Genomic DNA, 21,136 nt, shown 5'->3' on the forward strand with positions numbered 1-21,136 from the left:
AAACCCCGCTTTATGCGGGGTTTTAAATTATTAGAGCAATGCCTTTTTAATCGTAGTGGCTAAGCGTTTTACGCCTTCTTCTATTTGCTGTGGTGAAGAATAAGAAAAGTTTAAGCGCAAATCATTCTTTTTAGCATCACGCGGTGGGTAAAAATCTACCCCAGCCACATAAGCCACATTTTCTTGTAAAGAAAGTTTTAACATTTCTTGAGCATCAATACGCTCCGGCAAAGTGACCCAAAGGAACAATCCTCCCTCCGGTTTGGTCCACTTTACTTCTTTGGGCATATATTTTTCCAGCATTTCTAACATTAAATTTCTTTTTCGACGGTACACTTCCACCACTGTTTGAATGTGTTGCAGTAAACGTCCGCTTCTCAAATAAGCCGCTGCGGCCAATTGAATAATGGGTGTGGTGCACAAATCCATTGCCTGCTTTAAAATAACGTATTTCTGTATCACTTCAGCAGGAGCCACCACATAACCTAAGCGAAAGCCCGGCACAAAGACTTTTGAGAATGTAAATAAGGTAATTACATTTCCGCGTCCGCCGTCCAACTCATAAAATGTTTTCGGAGAGACCCCTTCAAAACGCACTTGACGATAAGGAGAATCTTCCACAATTAAAGTATTGTATTTTTCGGCTAATCTTAAAATTTCTATACGACGTTCTTGCGGAATGGTTAATCCGTTTGGATTTTGAAAATCAGGTACCAAGTAAATAAATTTACAGGCTTTTCCGGTATCTTTTAACAATTGAAGTCTTTTCTCTATAGCAGCCGGGATAACACCAAAATCGTCGCTCTCTGCTCCATATACATCGGCACCGGAGGCTTCAAAAGCCTGCAAAGCACCTAAATAAGTGGGAGAAGATGTGACAATGCAATCGCCTCTGTTTAAAAAAATACGAGAGGTCATATCCAAGCCCTGTTGAGAAGCGGAAACTACCAAAAGTTGCTCTGCCGTAGCATCAATGTTTTCTGTCTCTTTCAACAACTTAATCAGTTCTTTCTTCAAAACGGCTTGGCCTTCTGTAGTACCGTACTGCAAGGATTCTTTGGGAGAAAGAGTCAATGCTTGCTGTATACTTTTGCTTACATCTTCTACAGGAAACAAATTAGGATCGGGTAAACCGCCGGCTAAAGAAATGACTTCCGGACGAGCAATTACCTTTAAAAGTTCGCGTATGGCAGAAGCCTTAATACTAAGAGCCGTATCTGAATATAATTTTGAGTAGTCCATCATTTACTCCTTTTTCATCTGCTGAAATAACGAGTTATTTAATATACTCGGTAATTTTAAGACTTAAATCTTTACTGGGTACGGAGTGGGTTAAAGCTCCGCTAGAAATAACATCTGGCTTGGCCTGACAATAAGCGGCCAAGTTTTCCTTATTAATTCCGCCGGAAATCTCCACCAAAGCGCGCCCGGCAATCCATTTTACCGCTTCTGCTGCCTGAGCAGGGGTCATATTGTCAAGCATAATAATATCAGCACCGGCTTCTAAAGCCTCATTGATTTGCGCCATATTAGTCACTTCTACTTCCACTTTAGGAGTATGTCCGATGGATTCTTTGATACGTTTAACAGCAGCGGTAATAGAGCCTGCCGCTGCGATATGATTATCCTTAATCATTACACTGTCGGCCAAAGACATACGATGGTTGCGCGCGCCACCGCAACGAACGGCATATTTATCCAACTTGCGCATGCCCGGCTGGCTTTTGCGTGTATCCACCATCATCACTCCGTAAGGCTTAGTAATTTCGGCATATTCGCGGCTGGCAGTAGCAATACCGCTCATACGTTGCATGAAATTTAATGCAGTCCGCTCCCCCTTTAAAATACTTAAAGTCGGTCCTTCCAATTCTAAAACTTTTTCACCTTTTTTAACAAAATCTCCATCTTTTTTTAAGGGAGTAAAAACGACATTTTCATCGACATACCAAAAAGTCTGACGGGCTATATCCATACCGCACAACACCAAATCTTCTTTAGCCACAATAACGGCACGAGCGCTATCTTGCTCCGTAAAAATATTATCAGAGGTAATATCCCCCAGTCCCAAATCTTCTTCAATGGCCAATTGTATAATTTTTTCAATAATCATTTGCTTAACTCAAACATTTTTTGTAAAGATTTTTGTGCACGGGCTATCACGTCACTCGATAGAGAAACTATTTGCTCCGGCTGAGGCTCTAACAAAGCCTGAAAAGTATTTTCCAACGTGTTTTGCTTCATATATTGGCACGTACCGAACGGCCAAACAAATTGCTTATCTGTAAAGGCGGCTTCCAAACGATTCACCAACCCTTGCTCCGTCAACATGCCAAAAATCTTGGCAGGGCTTTTGCTTACGTAGTCTTGCATCGCTTTGGTGCTGCCCACATAGTCGCACGCGGCACAAACTTGCGGCTGACACTCAGGGTGACAAATAACCACAATATCAGGATATTGCGCACGTAATTTTTGCACGTCTTCTACGCTATAGCGATCATGCACGCAGCAACTTCCGCCTGCGGCAATAATTTTTTTAGGATTTCCGCGTCGTTTCAACTCTTGCTCTATGTTTTGAGCCATTAACAAATCCGGCACGAAAATCAATTCTTTTTGGGGCAATCTTTCCGCAATATCAAAGACATTGCCGGAGGTGACACAAACATCACATTCTGCTTTTACCTCTGCAGTACTATTAACGTAGCAGAGTACCGCAACATCAGGATATTCTCTTTTTAGTCGGCGCACTTCTTCAGCAGTAATAGCATCGGCCAAACTACAGCCAGCTTTTCCCGCCGGAATAATAACGTGCTTACAAGGATTTAAAATTTTAGCCGTTTCTGCCATAAACCAAACACCGGCGAAAATAATTTTTTCTTCGCGCACTTCTTTTGCTTTCAAACTTAATGCATAAGAGTCTCCGCTAAAATCAGCCACACCCAACACTAATTCCGGCACTGTATAAGAGTGGGCTAAAATAACGGCATTTTGCTCTTTTTTAATTTGGTTAATGGAAAGGGTGTAAGGAGCAATTTGAAGACAGTCGGCATAGGTCCATTTTCGCCCTTCTAAATGCGAAACAGAACCCAAAAGCCCATAGAGTCTATGGGCTTCTTGTGTTAAAAGTTCTTCTTTGTTTGGAAGTTCAAAAGACATCTTATAAATCAGCCTCTTCATCCGGCAAGGCTTCCTGGTCCGTCACCGGAGCAGTGACATCAGCTGAAAGCTGATTTCCTTCTCCGTCTACTACTGTCTTTTTAACAGACATCGTGCGGTTGGGTCTTTGATTTTTTTGATGTGTAGTACTTTGAATATAAGAAACGCCACTGACCTGTTCTTCATAAGCGCTGACGCGTTCATAACTATCATTAGGCACGATAAGGTTATCAAATTCTTGGTCTACAATCTGATACTTGGCATACTGGTCGGACAATCCTTCAGATTGGGTCGAGGTGGTGGAACAACCCACCGCAAAAGCACCTATTACTGCCAAAAGAAAAATTTTTTTCATAAGAATCTCTCCTTAATTGCTACAACATATCATTGCTAAATACATTGTATAAATTATTTTCCCCTCCATGTTAATATTTTTTACAAGCAAGGCTAAGGTTTTTGTAAAATAGAATATATCTTTCCTAATTTTTCATTATTAAGCTGGAGTTCTATATGGAAACATTATTAAATTGTGTCAATGCCCTAAATTCATTTATTTGGGGCCCACCCATGATTATTTTAATTTTTAGCATGGGTATTTATTTTACGTTCAAGTTGGGTTTTATCCAAAAACATGTATTTAAAGCGATTTCTCTTTCTTTGAGCAGTGATGAAGGAAGCGGCACCGTCAGCAGTTTTGCTTATTTAGCCATGATGATTGGCGCTACTGTAGGAACGGGCAGTATTTTGGGTGTCACCACTGCAGTGTCTGAGGGTGGACCCGGAGCTGTTTTTTGGATGATTGTAGCTGGATTTTTTAACTTCGTAATTAAATACTGCGAGTGTACGGCCACCGTCAAATATCGCCTGCATAAAGAGGGCGAATATGTGGGCGGACCGATGTATGTAATGGCGCGCGTACTTAAAATGAAATGGCTGGCTTTTATTTTTTCTATCGGCACTATTTTTATGGCCATTGTAGCAGGGGCCGCCTTACAATCAAACTCTATTGCTGATGTTTTAAGAGAAGGCTATAGTTTGAACCCTTGGATAATTGGTACTATCGTAGCCGCCTTAGCAGCGGTTATTACCATTGGCGGGGTAAAAAGAATCGCTGCCTATTCTGAATGGTTAGTACCTATCATGGGATCGGCTTATATTTCTATTGTTCTTATCATTATGTGTATGAATTTCACCAAAATTCCGCAAGCGATTGAGCTTATCATCACTTCTGCTTTCACCGGAAAAGCCGCCGTCGGAGGAGCGGCCGGCGTCACCGTTATGGCACTCTTTCAATCGGCTTTAAGTGCTATTGGTATCGGCGTGTCCAGAAGTGTGTTAAGCACAGAAGCCGGACTAGGCAGTGCTTCTATCGCCGCTTCTGCTGCGCAAACCAAGAGTGCCGTAAAAATGGGTATTATATCTGCAACATCTGTTTTCTGGACGGTACTCATTTGTACTTTTTCCGGTTTGGTCATTGTGTTGGCCGGAGATTGGCAAAACCCCAACGTTTTTGCAGCCAATCTCTGTAATAGCGCATTCAAAACAGTTCCTTATTTAGGAACGCCCGTATTAATATTTTCACTTATTATTTTTTCGTTCACCACCTTAATTGGTTGGTCCTACTACGGAGAAAAAGCCTTGCAATTTTTAGGTGGCGGAAAGTGGGCCATAGCATGGCGCGTATTTTATGTTATTATCTGCGTCATAGGCGGCGGTTTAGGCACCACATTTTCTTTAAGTTGGACAATTTCCCCCGATGCCTTTGAAGTAGGTCTCAGCACCCGCTTGGCATGGGGATTGACGGTACTGATGATGACATTGATGACCTTACCCAATGTTTATATGTTATGGAAAATCCGTCATAAACTACAAAAAGAAACTCAAAAAAACTTACATAAAGTCTTATAATAAAACCCCGCTTTTGAAGCGGGGTTTGTATTTATTTTTCTATTTGATTTAATCCTTGATTTCTCTCTGAAAATATCATCTTAGTTGCTTGGTTGAAATTTCTGCCGGCAGGTTGTTGATACGGCAACAAATCAAACTCTGGCATCACAGAATATAAATGATCAAAAACATCCGACTGTATTGCCTCATATTTTACCCATTCTGTCGTAGCGGTAAAACAATAAATTTCCAGTGGCAGTCCCGCCGTAGTGGGAGCCAATTGACGCACCATGCAGGTTTCTTTATGATCAATGGTGGATAAACTGTTTAAGTAAGCCACCGCATATTGACGGAAAGTACCTATATTGGTTAAATGACGTCCGTTCAAAACACTTTCTTTGTTGCCATGTTTTTCATTAAAATCACGAATTTCTGTTTCTTTATTTTCCAAGTAATCCGAAATCAGTTTGATTTTTTTCAAGCGATTTAACAAATTTTGATCCAAAAACTTAATCGTTTCCACGTCTATATTAATAGAACGTTTAATACGTCTTGCACCACTTTGGAACATACCGCTCCAATTCTGAAAAGGACGAGAAACTAAATCATACGCAGGAATATTTACGATAGTATTATCAAAGTTTTGCACGCGCACCGTAGTCAATGTAATATCAATTACCGTACCGTCTGCCCCATGAGATTCCATAGTAATCCAGTCTCCAATTTTTAGCAGATTATTACTGGCCAGCTGGATACCGGCAGCAAAACCCAAAATAGGATCTTTAAAAATCAACATAAACACAGCCGCTGCCGCAGACAAACCCGTAATGACGTACATCGGCTTCTTGCTGATTAAAATAGAAATGATGACTAATGCCCCCAACAAATAGATGACAATTTTGCCCGCCTGAAATACACCCCGCAACGGGACATTGGGGTTTCTGCCATACATATAATCCAATATATTCATTGCACATACAAACAGGTGCATAAAGCAAGATACTACATAAATCCCCACCACCTTTTGCATGACGGAAACCCAAAATAGCCCTTCCACCGGAATAAACAAAGAATATAACTGTATCACCGCTACAGCAGAAACAGCATAGCCGGTAGCTGCTAAAATATGAGAATGTTTGACTGCTTGAAAGAAATGAGGAAACTTCGACCCAAAAAAGGAACGATCAAAAATAAAAAGAAGCAGTCTTTTGCAAATTTTGGCAATCAAAAAAACGGCCAAAACCAATAATAAAATCCCTAAAATTTCCGCAGATAAAGAACTTGCTCTTTCAGATACCAATGCCCAAGAAGAAAACAATTTTCCCAACCAAGCACTTAACATATACCCTCCTTCGTTTTTTTCTTTAAAAAAGTTATTATAATTAAGTGTATGAAAAAAGTTTTCCCATTGGCAATATTCTCTTTATTCATAACGGATTGTTATGCACCTCTTAATAATTCCGGTACAGCCACCAACAAGGCGTGGTTGGATATTCCTGCCAAAAAAACTGATTTTGACGGAAAACAGTTTGACTCTTGCTATCAGTTCCGTCTCACCTTTTCCCCCTCTGAGGCCAAAGAAAATTTAATGAAGCAACAAACTTGCATAAACTCTTGCTGTTGGCGAAGTGAACACAAAGAAGTAGTGTTGGACTTTAATAAAAACTTTGAGAAAAATCTAAAATATTACGGACGTGCTTATAAATACACACCGGAAAAAATTACCCTTTCCGTCAGCCATTCCAATTTCGTCAACACTACTTCCGTTCAAGTTTCCCCGAAAGGAAGTATTAATAACAACGGATTGGTGAAGTTAAAAAGAGAGTTGGTAGAAGACCTTGTCCGCTTAGCTCAAATAGAAAGCCAAGCCCGTTTTCTACAAGTTCGTCGAAATGCCTATTTGGCTGACCAAGCCGCTCTGCAAGAGGATAGCATCGATACTGCCCAAGACCCTGCCGCCCGACAACGGGCACAAGATTTGTTGCAACGGTTGGAAGGATCAAAAGTAGATCGCTATTTTTATAGTTTAAATAAGAATTATAAAAAGAAAGGTTATATTTTCTTGCTGAGTCAACGAATCTATACGGCCCAGCACCGTGATGAAAATATTTATACCGTTTATTGCAAGGCAAAAGTACAAATGGGCAAACAAGCCGAAAATTTACAAAACCGTACTGTCAGTTGCGGAATATGGAAAGTGGATCTAGAACACTCTATCGCTAGTCCTTTAGATAGCGTAGCACGAAAAATCAAAACGCAAAACTAATATTTTCAATACAAAAGCCCTAATTTTATAATAAATAACCCTCCGAAAATAGGAGGGTTTTTAAATATTTCTATTTTTTGCCGGCTGATTTAGCCGCTTCATGATTACGTTGTTTAAGTTTTCCCATGATTTCAGGAGGAACAATATTCTTAAAAGTCCCCTCATCTAATGCTTTTTGAATATCAAAAGTACGCGCATCGGCCTCCTTTTGAGCCGCCATCGGATCTTTCATACCCAATCCGTTGTTTTTCGCTTCCGGATTTTGATTTGTTTGTTTAGGAACAGCAGTAGACGAAGATTTAAAATCTTTCGCCTTTTTATAACTCGGTTCATAACTGGATTTGGCGCTGGTTTTTGTACCGACAACCGGTGTTGCAGCGGGGGCTGCCCCTGCCGGCTGATCTTCTTTGGTACCAAGCATAAAGGCCTGCGTAGTCCCGCCCGGAGTCAATGGTTGGGCTACTCTTGACGTTGTTGTAGGACGAGCCACCACCGCATTACTGCGTGGCCTGACCAACGGAACAACGTCTGTTTTCGGATGCGTCACAACGGCTGTTGTCTTTGGATGAGCAAACAAGGCAACTGCCGCAAACATAAAACAAACAATTAAAAACAAATGTTTCATATATATCTCCTTTTTTATAGTATAGCAAAGCGATATGTTTTTTCAAGGTATACTACCGGCGAAAAATTTCCGTCACTCGGCTAAAAATCCCCGTACACCACGCAATTGTCAACCCATAATTACTCACCGGCACGCCGGATTGGCTCAAATGGGCCAAACGATTTAAAATTTGTTGTCTTGTCACCATACATCCGCCACATTGCAGTGCCAACTTATAAACCGATAAATCCGAAGGCAACGGATCTAAATTGGTGACATAATCAAAATATAATTTTTTACCTGTCTTTTTCTGCAATAGGGCCGGCAGTTTTACCCTGCCGATATCGTCACACACATTTACACTATGTGTGCAAGACTCCAACACCAATACTTTATCCCCCTCTTGCAAAGAATCTATTTTTTCCGTTCCTGTCAAAAATAAATCAAAATCCCCCTTTAAACGAGAAAAAAGAATGCTAAAGCTGGTAAGCGGAATATGGCTGGGGACCAAAGGATTGACCTGTGCAAATACTTGCGAGTCTGTCACCACCAACTTAGGACTATGCTTTTTCAGCCATCCTTGTAATTGATTCGGCTGCAAACAAATTCCGACGGCATGATTATCTAGCAAACCACGCAAACTTTGTACCTGTGGCAAAATAAGACGGCCTTCCGGAGCGGAGGAATCTATCGGCATAACAAAAACCACCTCATCTCCCTCTTTTACAAATCCGTCAAAGATATCATCGTGATTATAGGCATTTGGCGGCATATGGCGGATAATGGCCCCTACTAAACTGCCTGTATCTGCCCATTTATCTGAAAACTCCACTACTTCCGCTCCCTCTATCTCAGATGCAACAGACGGCAACAAATCTGCCTTATTGTGCACTAAAAAGTAGGGAATGTTTTTTGCTCGAAAAAGAGAAGTCCATTGATATTCGTAATCGGCAAATTCTTCGGTAAAAACCAAAATAGCCAAATTTACCTGCTCCAAAACTTCTTGAGTCTTGGCCACACGTTGAGCCCCTAATTCGGAGGCATCGTCTACTCCTGCTGTATCTATCAAGGTGACCGGCCCTATTCCCAAAATTTCCATATTTTTTTTAACGGGGTCGGTAGTAGTGCCGGCCACATCGGCTACGACGGCCGTTTTTTGACGGGTCAGCGCATTAATCAGTGAACTCTTGCCCACGTTCATTCTGCCAAAAATACCGATATGAGGTCTATTTAGTTTTACCATACTTTTATTATATATTTTAAAAAGCAAGAAAATACGTTCGTTTCGTTCCTGACACCCCTGCTTTAATGTATAATAAAGGATATACCCTTTTAGAGGTGGTTATGACAAAAAATTGCAGCTCAACGTTTACCGATAACACAAAACAAATGAAAGCCTTTGACGTGTATTTAAAAGAACGCGCCAAGTTGGTAGAAAAAAATCTTTCCAAATTTATTAACAAAATTCCCAATTCTCCCAAAATTTTAACAGACTCTATGGATTATTCCTTACAGGCTGGCGGCAAACGCGTTCGCCCCATTTTGGCAATGGCTACCGCAGAGGCTTTTGGCAAAAAGCCAGCCGATGTCATGCCGGCTGCCTGCGCGCTGGAAATGCTGCACACCTATTCTTTAATTCATGACGATTTACCTTGCATGGATAATGATGATTTAAGACGCGGAAAACCCACCAATCACAAAGTTTTTGGCGAAGACTTATCTTTGCTTGCCGGTGATGCTATGCTTACCTATGTGTTTGAGGTCTTTGCCCAAAACGGAAAAATAAAATCCATCGGGTATGAAAACACGTTGCTTGCTTTGCAAAATTTTGCCCACCGCGCCGGTGCTTCCGGTATGGTTGGCGGTCAAACGGCTGACGTATACGCTGAAGGTATGGGTACGCAAGAGGCCTCCAGCTTCCGCGCCGAAAAACTCAAGAAAACCTCTAAAAAGTTAGCCGACAAAAGTTTGCATTATTTCCTTTTACCTCAATCGGTCAAAGAAACCACCCCTGAAAATGTACTGCTTTACATTCACGCCAACAAAACCGGTGCTTTAATTCGCGCCAGTGTAGAAACGGGGGCCATTTTGGCCGGAGTCAAAGGAGCAGATTTGAAACATATCCAAAAATATGCAGATTGTATCGGTTTGGTGTTCCAAATTGTAGACGATATTTTAGATGTCACCGCTTCTGCCAAACAGTTGGGTAAATCCAACAGCGATGCCCAAAACGGCAAACTTACCTTTGTCAGCCTGTTTGGATTAGAAGGAAGCCGCAAACACGCCCAATTGCTGATTGCTAAAGCGCAAAAAGCCTTAGATAGTTTAAAAAACGTCAATCGCAAAAACTTGGCTCCGTTGTATTGCATGGCTGAATTTTTCAAAACCCGTACTTATTAAGGAGTGCTCATGAAAGTATTACCCACCGTCAAAACTCCCGCTGATTTGCGCAATATTAAGCGTGAACTTCTGCCCACGTTGTGTGAAGAAATTCGGCAGGAAATCATTCAAACCACCAGCAAAAACGGAGGACATTTAGGCTCTAGTTTAGGAGCGGTGGAAATTATTACGGCACTTCACTATGTGTTTAATACTCCCAAAGATAAACTGGTTTTTGATACCGGTCACCAGGCATACGCACATAAACTTTTAACAGACAGACAAAGCCAATTTCACTCTATCCGCACCAAAGGCGGCCTTAGCGGATTTCCTAAACGAAGCGAAAGCAAATATGATGATTTTGGCGTAGGTCATGCCAGCACGGCTTTATCGGCTGCATTGGGTATGGCCATTGCACGCGATCAAAAGAAATCTGATGCACGCATTGTAGCATTAGTGGCAGACGGAGCCTTAACCGGCGGTATGTCTTATGAAGCCATGCAAAATGCAGGGCTTTTAGGCTCTGACATGTTGGTGATTTTAAACGACAATCAAATGTTTATTTCCAAGCGTGTCGGAGCTTTGGGGCAACTGCTCACCAAACTGCTCACCAAAAAATATGTACAACTGGCTGAAGAAAAAGCCGCAAGTTTTCTAAAGCAGTTTGACGAATTAGGCAATAATGCCGCCAAACTGGCCAAAAGAGCGCGCTCTATTTTATTTCCGGGAACTATTTTTGAAGAAATGGGTTTCCGTTATTATGGCCCCGTCAACGGAAACGATATTGAGGCCATGATAGAAGTGTTGGAAAGTGTAAAAGAAATAAAAGGCCCCGTACTTTTGCACGTAGTCACCAAAAAAGGCAAAGGCTACACACCGGCCGAAGAAAAACCGACCAAATTTCATGGTATCGGTATCTTTGATGCCGACACAGGCGACACTATCGGTAAAGCTAGTTGTATTACCTTTACTAAAGCCTTTTCCGATACCATCGTAAAATTGGCCAAAGAAGATAAAACCATTAATGCCATCACCGCCGCTATGCCGGAAGGAACGGGTTTGGACGAATTTCGTCACACTTATCCGGAGCGATTTTTTGATGTCGGCATTGCCGAAGAACATGCCGCTACCTTTGCAGCAGGTTTAGCCGCTGAAGGCATGAAGCCGGTAGTAGCGGTTTATTCCTCTTTTGCCCAACGCTGTTATGACCAAATTGTGCATGACATTGCTTTGCAAAATTTGCCCGTCGTTTTTGCATTAGACCGCGCCGGACTGGTGGGTGAGGACGGCCCTACCCATCATGGGGCTTATGATTTGAGTTTCCTGCGCAGCACCCCTAACTTAATCATCGCCGCACCGGCTGATGAAAATGAATTGCAACATATGCTCAAAACGGGTGTAAATTGCGGCAAACCATATGTGTTGCGTTATCCGCGCGGATCGGGCTTTGGAGTAAAAATAGATGAAGAACTGCAAGACTTGCCCATCGGCAAAGGTGTTTGGCTTAAAAAAGGAAACGACCTTACTATTGTAGCGGTAGGCAACCGTGTACACCCTGCCTTAGAAACGGCCGAACTCTTACGAAAAAAAGGCATAGACGCAGGTGTAATTAATGCTCGTTTTGTTAAACCTTTGGATACAGATATATTGGATCAAGCCCTAAAAGGTTCCCCCCGTATTGTGACGGTGGAAGACAACAGCCTTTGCGGAGGATTTGGCTCTGCCGTAGCGGAATATTTAACCAGTCAAGAGAAACCCTTTAAACTCTTGCGTTTGGGCTTGCCGGACGAATTTGTAGAACATGGAAAAGTAAGCCAGTTGTTTGAACAATTAGGCCTTACTCCGCAAAAAATGACGGAACAAATACTCAAATGGGGTAAATAATTATGAAAAAAAACACCAAAGTGAGAAATGTAGCCGCAGCAGAACATGATTCTTCTTACATCCGCGCCTATGAGGATATTGATTTGTTAAACAAATCCACATTGCGCCCCGTACGCATTCAACTGGAAGTGTTAAAACCGGAACTTTACTTACAAGCACTTAATATTACACAAACCATCGTCTGTTTCGGAAGTGCGCGTGTACGTCCTGAAAAAGAAGCAAAAGCCATCGTCGCCGCCGCCAAAAAAGAATTGGCCAAAAAACCCAAAAGCAAAATATTACAAACAAAATTGGCTGAAGCGGAAGGCTTGCTCTCTTTGTCCAAATATTATGAAGTCGGCCGCGAATTTGCAAAATTGGTTGTGAAAAAAGGCAAAAAACGCTTTGCTGTAGTGACAGGTGGCGGACCGGGCCTGATGGAAGCGGCCAATCGCGGAGCTTTTGAAAACGGCGGCACCAGTATCGGTTTTAATATTACGTTGCCGCACGAGCAACGCCCCAACCCCTACATCACCAAGAATTTGGCTTTTTTATTTCATTATTTTGCCATTCGCAAACTCCACTTGGTCATGCGCTCTAAAGCCATTTTAGGGTTTCCGGGCGGATTTGGCACATTTGACGAACTGTTCGAAATTCTCACCCTAATCCAAACCTATAAAAAAGAAGAAATCCCCGTTATTTTAGTGGGTAAGGAATTCTGGAGCAAGGTGGTTAATTTTGATGCTTTAGCCTCTTACGGTGTGATTAATAAAGCCGATGCCAAAATGTGCCACATCGTAGACACCGCCGAAGAAGCATGGGCTGTTATTGCAGACTTCTACGGTATTAAATAGAAAATCTGAGTGTTCAAAACCCCGCCGAATCGGCGGGGTTTTTAGTGAAATATTTTCTAAAGAGTGTAATAACAAGAACCGGCACCACATAAACAACTGAAAATTGGCTTATTAAATCTTAACTTTGCACAGACCTCTCTTTCACAAGTCCGAAAACACCTCATTCAAAGGAAGAAATTTTTTATATCCAAGTATAGCAAGTTTAAAAAATATCCGTTATGTGAGGTATTTTTACTTTCTCTGTCGACTAAACTTCTTGCTTACTTTGGGGCAATGCCAAAAAGTAAGAATAAATTCTTTACCCGAAAAACAACGAAACCCGACACTTTGCGTATCGGGTTTCTGTACTTATCGTCTCAGATGAAAAACTTGAATATTATGCTTGCTTAATGGCATTTAGTAAATCATCGGTATCAAACGGCTTATACAACACACCGCTGGCACCTAATCTTTTGGCTTCGGTGGTAATCGTTTCTTGTTTAAGGCCGGTCACCATCAATACTTTGACAGGCGGATACTGTTTTTTTAAGCGAGCCAAAATATCCAACCCATTTTCCGTCGGGAAAAAGACATCCAATAAAATCAGCGAAGGAATTGTTTTTTCCATCTTTTCAAATAACTCTTGTGAACCACCCGCTTCCAACACCACTTCATAACCGGAAGATTCTAACACGTTCTTAATAGCAGAACGCAACATCACAGAATCATCCACTAAACCTATTTTTAACATACTCTCCCCTATTTAATATATTGCGCTACTAATTTTTCCCCAAAATCCAACAAAGCCTGTGTGTCTTTTTTGGTAGCGGTTTCGGCATATACGCGCACCAACGGCTCTGTGCCGGACGGACGCACTAATAACCATTCATCATTTTCAAAATAAATTTTCACACCGTCTAAAGTGGACACTTCGGCCACTTTAAAAGAAGCTATTTTTTTCGGTAATTTTTTACGCAATTTTTCTTCAAAAGCAGCCTTATCAATGGCTTTGGCGGCAGGCAAGTCTCTGCGCAAATAAACAGAGGCGCCATATTCTTTGGCCACTTCGTCACACAATTCAGATACTTTCTTTTTAGTGTTGGCCAAAATATCCAGCCAAGCCAATGCAACGGCCAAGCCATCTCTGTCAGAGGCTCCGCCTTTCCAAGCAAAACCACCGGCTTCTTCTACCCCAAAAGCCACATCTTCCAAGTTCATCACTTCGGCCACATATTTAAATCCTACCGGCACTTCCTCAAAGCCCAAGCCTTTGGCACGAGCAATACGTCTGGGCAAATATCCCATAGAAACCGTTTGCACTATTTTGCCTTTAAATTTTTTATCGTTAGTTAAGTGATGCAAAAGTACCGCAGCTACCAATCCGGGCGTCACATAATTGCCTTTTTCATCTAACAAACCAAATCTGTCCCCGTCTCCGTCAAAAGCAAAACCGGCAATAGCCTTTTTTTCCAAAACAGTCTTTTTCAACTCTGCCATATTTTTTAAAGAAGGATCCGGTTGTAAACCGTTAAACGTAGGGTCATGTTTATCATGTAAGGCCACAATTTTATTAGACGGTAATAATTTTTCTAACCAGCCGGCCGTTGTGCCATACATATAATCTACGGCGATGTTCCCTTTCAGCGTGGCAATTTTCTTTACGTTAGCGATAGAAGATAAATATTTTTGATAAAGATCATTTAAATTCTTCTGCTCGGCTTTTTGACCGTATAAGAAAAGGACAGGATTTTCATCTACATTTTCCTCTATCTCTTTGCTCTCGCGCACAGGTATGGAACAACCGGCCAATTTGACCTTGACTCCGTTATACTGGGCAGGATTATGGCTGGCCGTCACCATGATGCCCAACCAAAACTTTTTAAGTGTCAGCATGCTGACCATAGGAGTTGTCACCGGACATTCAGACAAAATAACATCTATTTTATTGGATCGCAAAATGCTGGCAATATCGGCTGCAAACAAATCCGACATAAAACGATGGTCAAAGCCTACAAATACTTTGGCACTTTTCCCCTCATCTTCAGAAGGGGCATTTTCATTAATATAATCTGCCAATGCCTGTGCCAAACGGCGCACATTTTCATACGTAAAATCCCAAGCGATTACTCCTCTCCAACCATCAGTACCGAATTTAATTTCAGCGGCCATAGCAGCCCTCCGTAAAAAATAAAATTTTCTATTTCCATATTTTTATGCTTTATAAATAAAAAGTGGAGGTGGGGGGATTCGCACCCCCGTCCGAACATCCTAACAACCCAGACCCTACAGGTTTAGCTGCACTTTATTAATCATGAAGTAAGCGTGCAGCAGCACCTTCATGATTTGTTTCGTAGGTCTTACATATATCAAGACGAAACGCGCCCGATATATGGCATTTCACATAATGACTGCTATTCCCAAGTGTGTGAAAAGCACTCAGGAAGCAGTGGACTAAGCGTTAGCCCAAGCGACTTGATTGTCGTTAGTTATTTTTGTAGCCCTATTTGAATTGGCCTGGCCAACCAATACCTGCTTCTAGGTCATAACAGATACCCGTCGAATCTATTACACCCCCGTAAATACGGAAATTTTCAAAGAACGCGGCTTTTGACTAGCCGCCCCTATAAACGGTATTATATTGTATCATTTTCTTATAGCAATTTTGGAACGTTGGCACAATACATTACTAAAAATTTATGTACACCACCACTAAACCTACCATTTATTTGATTGACGGACTCAACTTAGTACGCAGTTTTCTATGGCAATTTGCGCGTACGGAAGAAGAAGTGACGGCGGATTTTTTGGATTTTTTAGAAGAAGTTTCTAATGACGAAAAATATAATATGCATGAGTATTGCGTAGTATTTGACGGTGCTTACCGCTCTGTAGGGCCTTTATATCGTGGCGGAGTGCATATTATTTTTTCAGAACAAGATACCGCTGACGATTATATTTACCAGCAAGCCTATTTTCTTGCGCAACAAAATCGCCGCGTTATCGCGGTGACTTCAGATAGAGATTTGCAAAGCAGACTCAAAGACATCGGTGTAAAAACGCTATTTTGTCAGAAATTTTACAACAGTTTAAAGTTATCCTACCGTTAAAAGAATTGTAATCTTGCTTTTTTTTTGTTAAAATAATAACAGAAGGGCTGGTGGCGGAATTGGTAGACGCGACAGACTTAAAATCTGTTGGCCGCAAGGCCGTGGGGGTTCGAGTCCCCCCCTGCCCACTCTTTTTTTAAAGACCGGGCCGACCCGGCAGAGGGTGACATGTTAGAAGATTTGCAAAGAACATTGGGAAAGGCCTTTGGTTGGGTGTTTACGGTCCATTCTACCGGACTTCGTTTTTTTTCTATCGCGATGGTTGTTGCGGTAATTTTCTTGTTATTGGGCTTCCGGCTTATCGGTGGCCTGTTTTTATTGATAGCTTGTTTCTGCGCTTTCTTCTTCCGCATTCCCAAAGTCAATGCTGTTTTTGCTGATGATGAAATTGCCAGCCCGGCCAACGGTACTGTGATTAGTATCAAAACCGAAGATGACCCCAATTCCATCGTTATCCGCATTTTCTTATCCGTTTTTGATGTCCATGTACAACGCGCTACAGTAAGCGGGAAAATCGGTGAGATTTTCTATCATAAAGGCTTGTTCCTTTTTGCCAACAATCCTGATGCCGCTTCTAAAAATGAACGCAATTTGATTCAAATCTACCGCCCGAATAGCGACCGTTTTGCTCACGTAGAGCAATTAACCGGTGCTATTGCTCGCCGTATTGAATGCTGGGTAAAACCCGGTCAAGAAGTAAAAACCGGGGATTTAATCGGCTTGATTCGTTTCGGCAGTCAAGTAGCGGTATACCTGCCTAAAGATGCCGTACGCATCATCGTCAAAGAAGGTCAAAAAGTAGAAGGTGGCAACACCGTCTTGGCCTTGTGGAAATAATTATGTCCCAAGAAAAAAATACGCCAAAAGCCGTACAAAAAATCAAACAAACCGGAGCTGCGGCCGCGCCTTCTTTATTTACATTGGGCAACTTAGCCTGTGGTTTCTTTTCTATTTTATCTGCCGCTCAAGGCAACTTTGCAAAAGCCGGTTGGCTTATTTTGATTGCTGCCGTTTTTGATTTATTTGACGGTCGTGTGGCACGCATGTTAGGTACGGAAAGTGAATTTGGGGTAGAAATGGATTCTTTGGCAGATGCCGTTTCTTTCTGCACTGCTCCTGCTATTTTGATGTATTTTATGGTGTTGCACCAATACCCTTTATGGGGTGCTCCCATTGCTTGTGTATATGCCTGTTTTGGCGTTTTGCGTTTAGCCAAATTTAATACAATGGCCCATGCCGGCGAAGGGTCCAAGAAATATTTTTCCGGCCTTCCTGTTCCGGCTCCTGCCGCCATTTTAGCCTCTTTTGCTATTTCTTACAGCATCATGCAGTCCGGTGGGCACAACTTGCGTCTGATGCCCGTATTTTTACCGCATATTTACAATTTGGTTGCTTTTGCTATGTTGGTAATGGCGATTTTGATGGTTTCCACCGTTCCGTATGCTGCGTTTAAATCCAAACGGGAAAACAAAAAAATGAGTGTATGGACTATGCTTTTATTAGTGGTATTGGTGGTACTGCTTATTCGTTTTCCGCAAGACATTGTGTTTATTGTTATGACTTCCTATGTTTTGTTTGGAATATTGGCTCTTTTTTACAGAGCATTTAAGGGAATTAAAGTAGAAAAATAAATTTTCCTTTTTCTTAAAAGCCCGTGTTAAAAGCACGGGCTTTTCTTTGATTTATTTTGAGAAATTGCTACAATAAATCAAAAGGAGCTTTCTGTGAAAACATCTTTGCAAGAATTTGATAAAAAAATGGCCATCAAATTAGAAACGCTGACCCTTTTTGGCATTGATGAGGCAGGGCGTGGCCCTTTGGCCGGCCCGGTAGTAGCATGCGCCTGCTTTATTGCCCCCAACATGTACGGCGATTTTGAAGATGTAAACGACAGTAAAAAATTAACTGCTCAAAAAAGAGAAAAAATCTTTGACAGAATGAATCAACTTGGTATTTTGTATAGAGTAGGGTTTGCTTCTGCCGAAGAAATAGACCGTTATAATATTTTGCAGGCTACATTTTTGGCCATGCGCAGAGCCGCACAAAAATTTTATAAACTTCATAAGGCCGTTGCTTTGGTAGACGGAAATCATTTAATCAAAGATTTCCCCCTCTGCCAACAAGCCGTTGTAGACGGTGATGCCAAATCTCTAAATATTGCCGCAGCCAGCATTATTGCCAAAGTGACTCGAGACCGATACATGAACACCCTGGAAAAACTCTATCCCGGTTATGGTTTTTCCGCTCACAAAGGCTACGGTACGCCTAAACATATTGAGGCTGTACGAAAGTTAGGCCCTTGTAAGGAACATCGTAAAACTTTTGCCCCGATACGAGATTTTTTTCAACCCACTTTATTTCCATGAACACTACACAAGCAGGATTTTTGGCAGAAGATAAAGCCGTTGCCTTATTGCTAAGTAAAGGCCATCGAATTATTGCGCGCAATTATCGCCAACAATGCGGAGAAATAGATATTATTTCTTATGACGGAAAAACATTGGTTTTTTCTGAAGTGAAACAACGCAAAAGCGATGCCTTTGGCGGCCCCATAGCCGCTATTACCAAGAGCAAACAAAACAAAATCGTACAAACGGCAGTATTATATATTAAGGAAAATGCTCCCAAATTTGATAGTATAAGATTTGATGCTATATGTCTGCTGGGTGAGCAAGCAACTCATATACCCAATGCTTTTACACCTACGCGGAGCACTTTATAAACGGAGGCCGTATGACTCAACTTCAGCAAGTCAAAAAAGCTGTTGCCTATATCAACAAAAAAACCAAAAATTTTAAGCCGGAAATCGCCATCATTACAGGTTCCGGTTTAGCGGGATCTATTCCCCCTTTGGACAAGAAAATTACCATCTCTTATGCTGATATTCCCGGTTTTTTGCAAAGCACTGTACCGGGACATACGGGCAATTTGATTTTTGGTACTTACAAGGGCAAAAATATTATGGTCATGCAGGGCCGTTTTCACTATTACGAAGGACACCCGATGAAAGACTTGGCCATTTCTATCCGCACCATGTTTATGTTAGGCGTAGAAAAATTGGTGGTGTCTGCCGCTGTGGGCTCTTTGGATATGAAGTTACAGCCCGGCTCGGTATGTGTACTAAGTGATCATATTAACTTTATGGCAAACAATCCGCTCATCGGCAATCATGAAAAAGAATTTGGCCCCATGTTCTTTGATTTGTCTGAAGCATACGATAAAAAATTGCGCAAAGTGACCTTAGATGCCGCTAAAAAACTAAAAATCAGTGCCAAAGAAGGATGCTATTTTGCTGTGACAGGCCCGAACTTTGAAACCCCGTCTGAAATCAAAGCTTTCAAAAAACTAGGTGCCAGCGTAGTGGGCATGAGCGTAGTGCCGGAAGTGTTGGTGGCACGCCAATGCGGTATCCGCGTATTGGGGCTTGCGTGGGTCACAAATATGGGTTGTGGCATTTCCAAAACGCCGCTTTCTCATGAACAAACTATCAGCGAAAGCAAAAAAATCGAAGGAAAATTTAAAGACTTGTTGGAAAACGTACTTCCCAAAATCTAATTTACATACCCCCGCCGTATCTAGCGGCGGGGTATTTTGCGTATGTCAAAAGCCATTTTACGTTTAGGAAAAGAAACATTGGTTTACGGCACCTCCACTGTTATAGCGAGGTTGCTCAATTTCTGTTTGGTTCCTTTTTATACCTATTATTTGGCTACTGCCGAATATGGCGTAGCCGCTACGGTATTTGCCTTAATCGCTTTACTCAATGTAATCTTTCTGTTCGGCATGGACCAAAGTTATCTGCGTTTTGCCAGCGAAGCGGAAAACAAAAAAGAAGTTTTTCAACATTGTTTTTACGGATTGCTTTTGTATGGTATGGTGTTAGGCTCGGTAATGTTTTTACTGTCCAAACCTTTGGCTAGTGCAGTAGGCATCGGTGTCACCCATGTAAATTTGATTCATTTAGCCGTATTTATTTTGTTTTTAGACATGCTCAATATGATTGCTTTTACCAAGTTGCGCTTGCAACGGCGCGCATGGTATTTTGCAGGGGTAAGAACAGCCTCTATCATTGTCAATGTACTTTGTAATGTTTTGTTTATTGCCGTTTATAAAATGGGGGTTGAATCTATTTTTTGGGCCAATATCTTTGCCTCTTTGGCCTCTCTGTTGCTTTTATCTCCTGTCGTGTGGGAAGAATTAAAAACAGGTCCGGTTTCTTTTAACTTTTCTTTACAAAAACAAATGCTTTTCTTTGCATGGCCTTTTGTGCCGGCAGGTCTGGCAAGCCTTTTGGTCAGCGTCATTGATAAACCCATTTTGGTAAAATTGGTCGGCCTTTCTGAGGTGGGTATTTATCAGGCAAATTTTAAGATTGGCATATTTATGATGCTGATTGTTTCTATGTTTGACCAAGCATGGAGACCCTTTTTCTTATCACATGCCAAAGATAAAGATGCCAAAGAACTCTTTGCCAAAGTGCTTACCTTCTTTACGGCCTTTGCCTCATGGGTTTTGTTGGGCTTAGTGTTCTTGATGCCGACGATTATCCAAAGCCATATTTTTGGCAATTTCCATTTAATCGCACCGCAATATTGGCAAGGGCTCAATGTCATTGCTCCGGTGTTGTTGGGATATTTCTTCTATGGTTTGTATATCAATTTCATGGTAGGGCCCGTAATTACAAAGCGCACACGCGTATTGATATGGATTACACTTTTAGGAGCAGCCACCAGCATCACCACCAATTTACTTTTAGTACCGCACATGGGCATTGTAGGAGCAGGCTGGGCAGTGGCCTTAAGTTATATGGTCATGGCAGCCTCTCTGTTTACTTTTACGCAAAAAGTATATCCTTTGCCCTATCAATACGCCAAACTAGTGGGCATCGGTCTTTTAGCCATTGTTATCGCTTACAGTGTACATAAGGCTTCTACTGTTTTAAATACTTGTCATTTGATAGAGTTTAAAATAGGGTTGTTATGTGCCTATCCATTGCTAATGTGGCTCATTATTCGCGGTAAAAAAAATACTAAGGGGAACTAAT

General features: G+C 41.7%; 21 protein-coding genes, 1 tRNA gene and 1 other RNA gene. 13 read left to right on the forward strand and 10 right to left on the reverse strand.

Going from position 1 to position 21,136, the window contains the following annotated elements; genetic code table 11:
- Window positions 1-30 precede the first annotated feature (30 nt).
- The 4 genes from IKL48_04560 to IKL48_04575 are packed head-to-tail and all read right to left on the reverse strand — an operon-like array spanning window position 31 to window position 3,508.
- The gene (locus IKL48_04560; GenBank protein MBR3603931.1) at window positions 31-1,242 is read right to left on the reverse strand and encodes a PLP-dependent aminotransferase family protein; all 1,212 of its coding nucleotides are present in this window, start codon (window positions 1,240-1,242) and stop codon (window positions 31-33) included.
- Window positions 1,243-1,276: 34 nt separating this feature from the next.
- Entirely contained in the window at window positions 1,277-2,107 is an 831-nt protein-coding gene (nadC, locus tag IKL48_04565) for a carboxylating nicotinate-nucleotide diphosphorylase (protein ID MBR3603932.1), read from the reverse strand.
- A complete protein-coding gene (nadA, locus tag IKL48_04570; protein MBR3603933.1) occupies window positions 2,107-3,174 on the reverse strand; it encodes a quinolinate synthase NadA in 1,068 nt (355 codons plus the stop codon). Before nadA ends, nadC begins: the two co-directional genes overlap by 1 nt.
- A complete protein-coding gene (locus IKL48_04575) occupies window positions 3,155-3,508 on the reverse strand; it encodes a hypothetical protein (GenBank protein MBR3603934.1) in 354 nt (117 codons plus the stop codon). Before IKL48_04575 ends, nadA begins: the two co-directional genes overlap by 20 nt.
- 155 nt (window positions 3,509-3,663) lie before the next feature.
- Between IKL48_04575 and IKL48_04580 the strand changes: the two genes are divergently transcribed.
- The gene (locus IKL48_04580) at window positions 3,664-5,061 is read left to right on the forward strand and encodes a sodium:alanine symporter family protein (protein ID MBR3603935.1); all 1,398 of its coding nucleotides are present in this window, start codon (window positions 3,664-3,666) and stop codon (window positions 5,059-5,061) included.
- A gap of 31 nt (window positions 5,062-5,092) precedes the next feature.
- Here the strand turns inward: IKL48_04580 and IKL48_04585 are convergent, their stop codons facing one another.
- Window positions 5,093-6,382, reverse strand: a complete 1,290-nt coding sequence (locus IKL48_04585; GenBank protein MBR3603936.1) for a mechanosensitive ion channel — start codon at window positions 6,380-6,382, stop codon at window positions 5,093-5,095.
- Between the two features lie 48 nt (window positions 6,383-6,430).
- On the opposite strand from IKL48_04585, the gene IKL48_04590 reads away from it, so the two are divergent.
- Window positions 6,431-7,306, forward strand: a complete 876-nt coding sequence (locus IKL48_04590; protein MBR3603937.1) for a hypothetical protein — start codon at window positions 6,431-6,433, stop codon at window positions 7,304-7,306.
- A gap of 70 nt (window positions 7,307-7,376) precedes the next feature.
- Here IKL48_04590 and IKL48_04595 read toward each other — a convergent pair whose 3' ends face one another.
- Together IKL48_04595 and hydF are read right to left on the reverse strand one after the other, a co-directional pair.
- Window positions 7,377-7,931: a hypothetical protein gene (locus IKL48_04595; GenBank protein ID MBR3603938.1), complete on the reverse strand. Its 555-nt coding sequence runs from the start codon at window positions 7,929-7,931 to the stop codon at window positions 7,377-7,379.
- Between the two features lie 52 nt (window positions 7,932-7,983).
- Window positions 7,984-9,153, reverse strand: a complete 1,170-nt coding sequence (hydF, locus tag IKL48_04600; GenBank protein MBR3603939.1) for a [FeFe] hydrogenase H-cluster maturation GTPase HydF — start codon at window positions 9,151-9,153, stop codon at window positions 7,984-7,986.
- Window positions 9,154-9,254: 101 nt separating this feature from the next.
- Between hydF and IKL48_04605 the strand changes: the two genes are divergently transcribed.
- The 3 genes from IKL48_04605 to IKL48_04615 are packed head-to-tail and all read left to right on the forward strand — an operon-like array spanning window position 9,255 to window position 13,006.
- Window positions 9,255-10,310 (forward strand): polyprenyl synthetase family protein, encoded by a 1,056-nt coding sequence (locus tag IKL48_04605; GenBank protein MBR3603940.1) that lies wholly within the window; start codon window positions 9,255-9,257, stop codon window positions 10,308-10,310.
- A gap of 9 nt (window positions 10,311-10,319) precedes the next feature.
- Window positions 10,320-12,173 carry a 1-deoxy-D-xylulose-5-phosphate synthase gene (locus IKL48_04610; protein ID MBR3603941.1) on the forward strand — a complete coding sequence of 618 codons (1,854 nt, stop codon included), beginning with the start codon at window positions 10,320-10,322 and terminating at the stop codon, window positions 12,171-12,173.
- Between the two features lie 2 nt (window positions 12,174-12,175).
- Entirely contained in the window at window positions 12,176-13,006 is an 831-nt protein-coding gene (locus IKL48_04615) for a TIGR00730 family Rossman fold protein (protein MBR3603942.1), read from the forward strand.
- 376 nt (window positions 13,007-13,382) lie between these two features.
- Here IKL48_04615 and IKL48_04620 read toward each other — a convergent pair whose 3' ends face one another.
- The 3 genes from IKL48_04620 to ssrA all read right to left on the reverse strand — a co-directional run bounded on the left by IKL48_04620 (window position 13,383) and on the right by ssrA (window position 15,560).
- Entirely contained in the window at window positions 13,383-13,736 is a 354-nt protein-coding gene (locus IKL48_04620; GenBank protein MBR3603943.1) for a response regulator transcription factor, read from the reverse strand.
- An 8-nt stretch (window positions 13,737-13,744) separates the two neighbouring features.
- Complete coding sequence (locus IKL48_04625; protein MBR3603944.1) at window positions 13,745-15,154, reverse strand: hypothetical protein; 1,410 nt, start codon at window positions 15,152-15,154, stop codon at window positions 13,745-13,747.
- A gap of 60 nt (window positions 15,155-15,214) precedes the next feature.
- Window positions 15,215-15,560, reverse strand: a transfer-messenger RNA (tmRNA) gene (gene ssrA / locus IKL48_04630).
- A 121-nt stretch (window positions 15,561-15,681) separates the two neighbouring features.
- On the opposite strand from ssrA, the gene IKL48_04635 reads away from it, so the two are divergent.
- The 8 genes from IKL48_04635 (at window position 15,682) to IKL48_04670 (ending at window position 21,135) form a co-directional block, all read left to right on the forward strand.
- A complete protein-coding gene (locus IKL48_04635) occupies window positions 15,682-16,092 on the forward strand; it encodes an NYN domain-containing protein (protein ID MBR3603945.1) in 411 nt (136 codons plus the stop codon).
- Window positions 16,093-16,136: 44 nt separating this feature from the next.
- Window positions 16,137-16,220: transfer RNA gene (locus tag IKL48_04640), tRNA-Leu, on the forward strand.
- 40 nt (window positions 16,221-16,260) lie between these two features.
- Window positions 16,261-16,929: a phosphatidylserine decarboxylase gene (locus IKL48_04645; GenBank protein MBR3603946.1), complete on the forward strand. Its 669-nt coding sequence runs from the start codon at window positions 16,261-16,263 to the stop codon at window positions 16,927-16,929.
- A gap of 2 nt (window positions 16,930-16,931) precedes the next feature.
- Window positions 16,932-17,723: a CDP-diacylglycerol--serine O-phosphatidyltransferase gene (gene pssA, locus IKL48_04650; GenBank protein ID MBR3603947.1), complete on the forward strand. Its 792-nt coding sequence runs from the start codon at window positions 16,932-16,934 to the stop codon at window positions 17,721-17,723.
- A gap of 93 nt (window positions 17,724-17,816) precedes the next feature.
- Complete coding sequence (locus tag IKL48_04655) at window positions 17,817-18,458, forward strand: ribonuclease HII (GenBank protein MBR3603948.1); 642 nt, start codon at window positions 17,817-17,819, stop codon at window positions 18,456-18,458.
- The gene (locus IKL48_04660; protein MBR3603949.1) at window positions 18,455-18,814 is read left to right on the forward strand and encodes a YraN family protein; all 360 of its coding nucleotides are present in this window, start codon (window positions 18,455-18,457) and stop codon (window positions 18,812-18,814) included. The genes IKL48_04655 and IKL48_04660 overlap by 4 nt, the downstream gene beginning before the upstream one ends.
- 11 nt (window positions 18,815-18,825) lie before the next feature.
- The gene (locus tag IKL48_04665; protein MBR3603950.1) at window positions 18,826-19,647 is read left to right on the forward strand and encodes a purine-nucleoside phosphorylase; all 822 of its coding nucleotides are present in this window, start codon (window positions 18,826-18,828) and stop codon (window positions 19,645-19,647) included.
- A gap of 42 nt (window positions 19,648-19,689) precedes the next feature.
- Window positions 19,690-21,135, forward strand: a complete 1,446-nt coding sequence (locus IKL48_04670) for an oligosaccharide flippase family protein (protein ID MBR3603951.1) — start codon at window positions 19,690-19,692, stop codon at window positions 21,133-21,135.
- Window position 21,136 lies beyond the last annotated feature (1 nt).

The sequence above is a fragment of the Elusimicrobiaceae bacterium genome (genome assembly GCA_017520185.1).
GTDB lineage: Bacteria > Elusimicrobiota > Elusimicrobia > Elusimicrobiales > Elusimicrobiaceae > Avelusimicrobium.

Coding starts and splice junctions, on each gene's coding strand:
- IKL48_04580 (MBR3603935.1), top strand. CDS start 3,664: ATGGAAACATTATTAAATTGTGTCAATGCCCTAAATTCATTTATTTGG.
- IKL48_04670 (MBR3603951.1), top strand. CDS start 19,690: ATGTCAAAAGCCATTTTACGTTTAGGAAAAGAAACATTGGTTTACGGC.
- IKL48_04665 (MBR3603950.1), top strand. CDS start 18,826: ATGACTCAACTTCAGCAAGTCAAAAAAGCTGTTGCCTATATCAACAAA.
- IKL48_04590 (MBR3603937.1), top strand. CDS start 6,431: ATGAAAAAAGTTTTCCCATTGGCAATATTCTCTTTATTCATAACGGAT.
- IKL48_04595 (MBR3603938.1), bottom strand. CDS start 7,931: ATGAAACATTTGTTTTTAATTGTTTGTTTTATGTTTGCGGCAGTTGCC.
- IKL48_04645 (MBR3603946.1), top strand. CDS start 16,261: ATGTTAGAAGATTTGCAAAGAACATTGGGAAAGGCCTTTGGTTGGGTG.
- nadA (MBR3603933.1), bottom strand. CDS start 3,174: ATGAAGAGGCTGATTTATAAGATGTCTTTTGAACTTCCAAACAAAGAA.
- IKL48_04620 (MBR3603943.1), bottom strand. CDS start 13,736: ATGTTAAAAATAGGTTTAGTGGATGATTCTGTGATGTTGCGTTCTGCT.
- IKL48_04575 (MBR3603934.1), bottom strand. CDS start 3,508: ATGAAAAAAATTTTTCTTTTGGCAGTAATAGGTGCTTTTGCGGTGGGT.
- IKL48_04635 (MBR3603945.1), top strand. CDS start 15,682: ATGTACACCACCACTAAACCTACCATTTATTTGATTGACGGACTCAAC.
- hydF (MBR3603939.1), bottom strand. CDS start 9,153: ATGGTAAAACTAAATAGACCTCATATCGGTATTTTTGGCAGAATGAAC.
- IKL48_04610 (MBR3603941.1), top strand. CDS start 10,320: ATGAAAGTATTACCCACCGTCAAAACTCCCGCTGATTTGCGCAATATT.
- IKL48_04560 (MBR3603931.1), bottom strand. CDS start 1,242: ATGGACTACTCAAAATTATATTCAGATACGGCTCTTAGTATTAAGGCT.
- IKL48_04660 (MBR3603949.1), top strand. CDS start 18,455: ATGAACACTACACAAGCAGGATTTTTGGCAGAAGATAAAGCCGTTGCC.
- IKL48_04625 (MBR3603944.1), bottom strand. CDS start 15,154: ATGGCCGCTGAAATTAAATTCGGTACTGATGGTTGGAGAGGAGTAATC.
- IKL48_04585 (MBR3603936.1), bottom strand. CDS start 6,382: ATGTTAAGTGCTTGGTTGGGAAAATTGTTTTCTTCTTGGGCATTGGTA.
- pssA (MBR3603947.1), top strand. CDS start 16,932: ATGTCCCAAGAAAAAAATACGCCAAAAGCCGTACAAAAAATCAAACAA.
- IKL48_04615 (MBR3603942.1), top strand. CDS start 12,176: ATGAAAAAAAACACCAAAGTGAGAAATGTAGCCGCAGCAGAACATGAT.
- IKL48_04605 (MBR3603940.1), top strand. CDS start 9,255: ATGACAAAAAATTGCAGCTCAACGTTTACCGATAACACAAAACAAATG.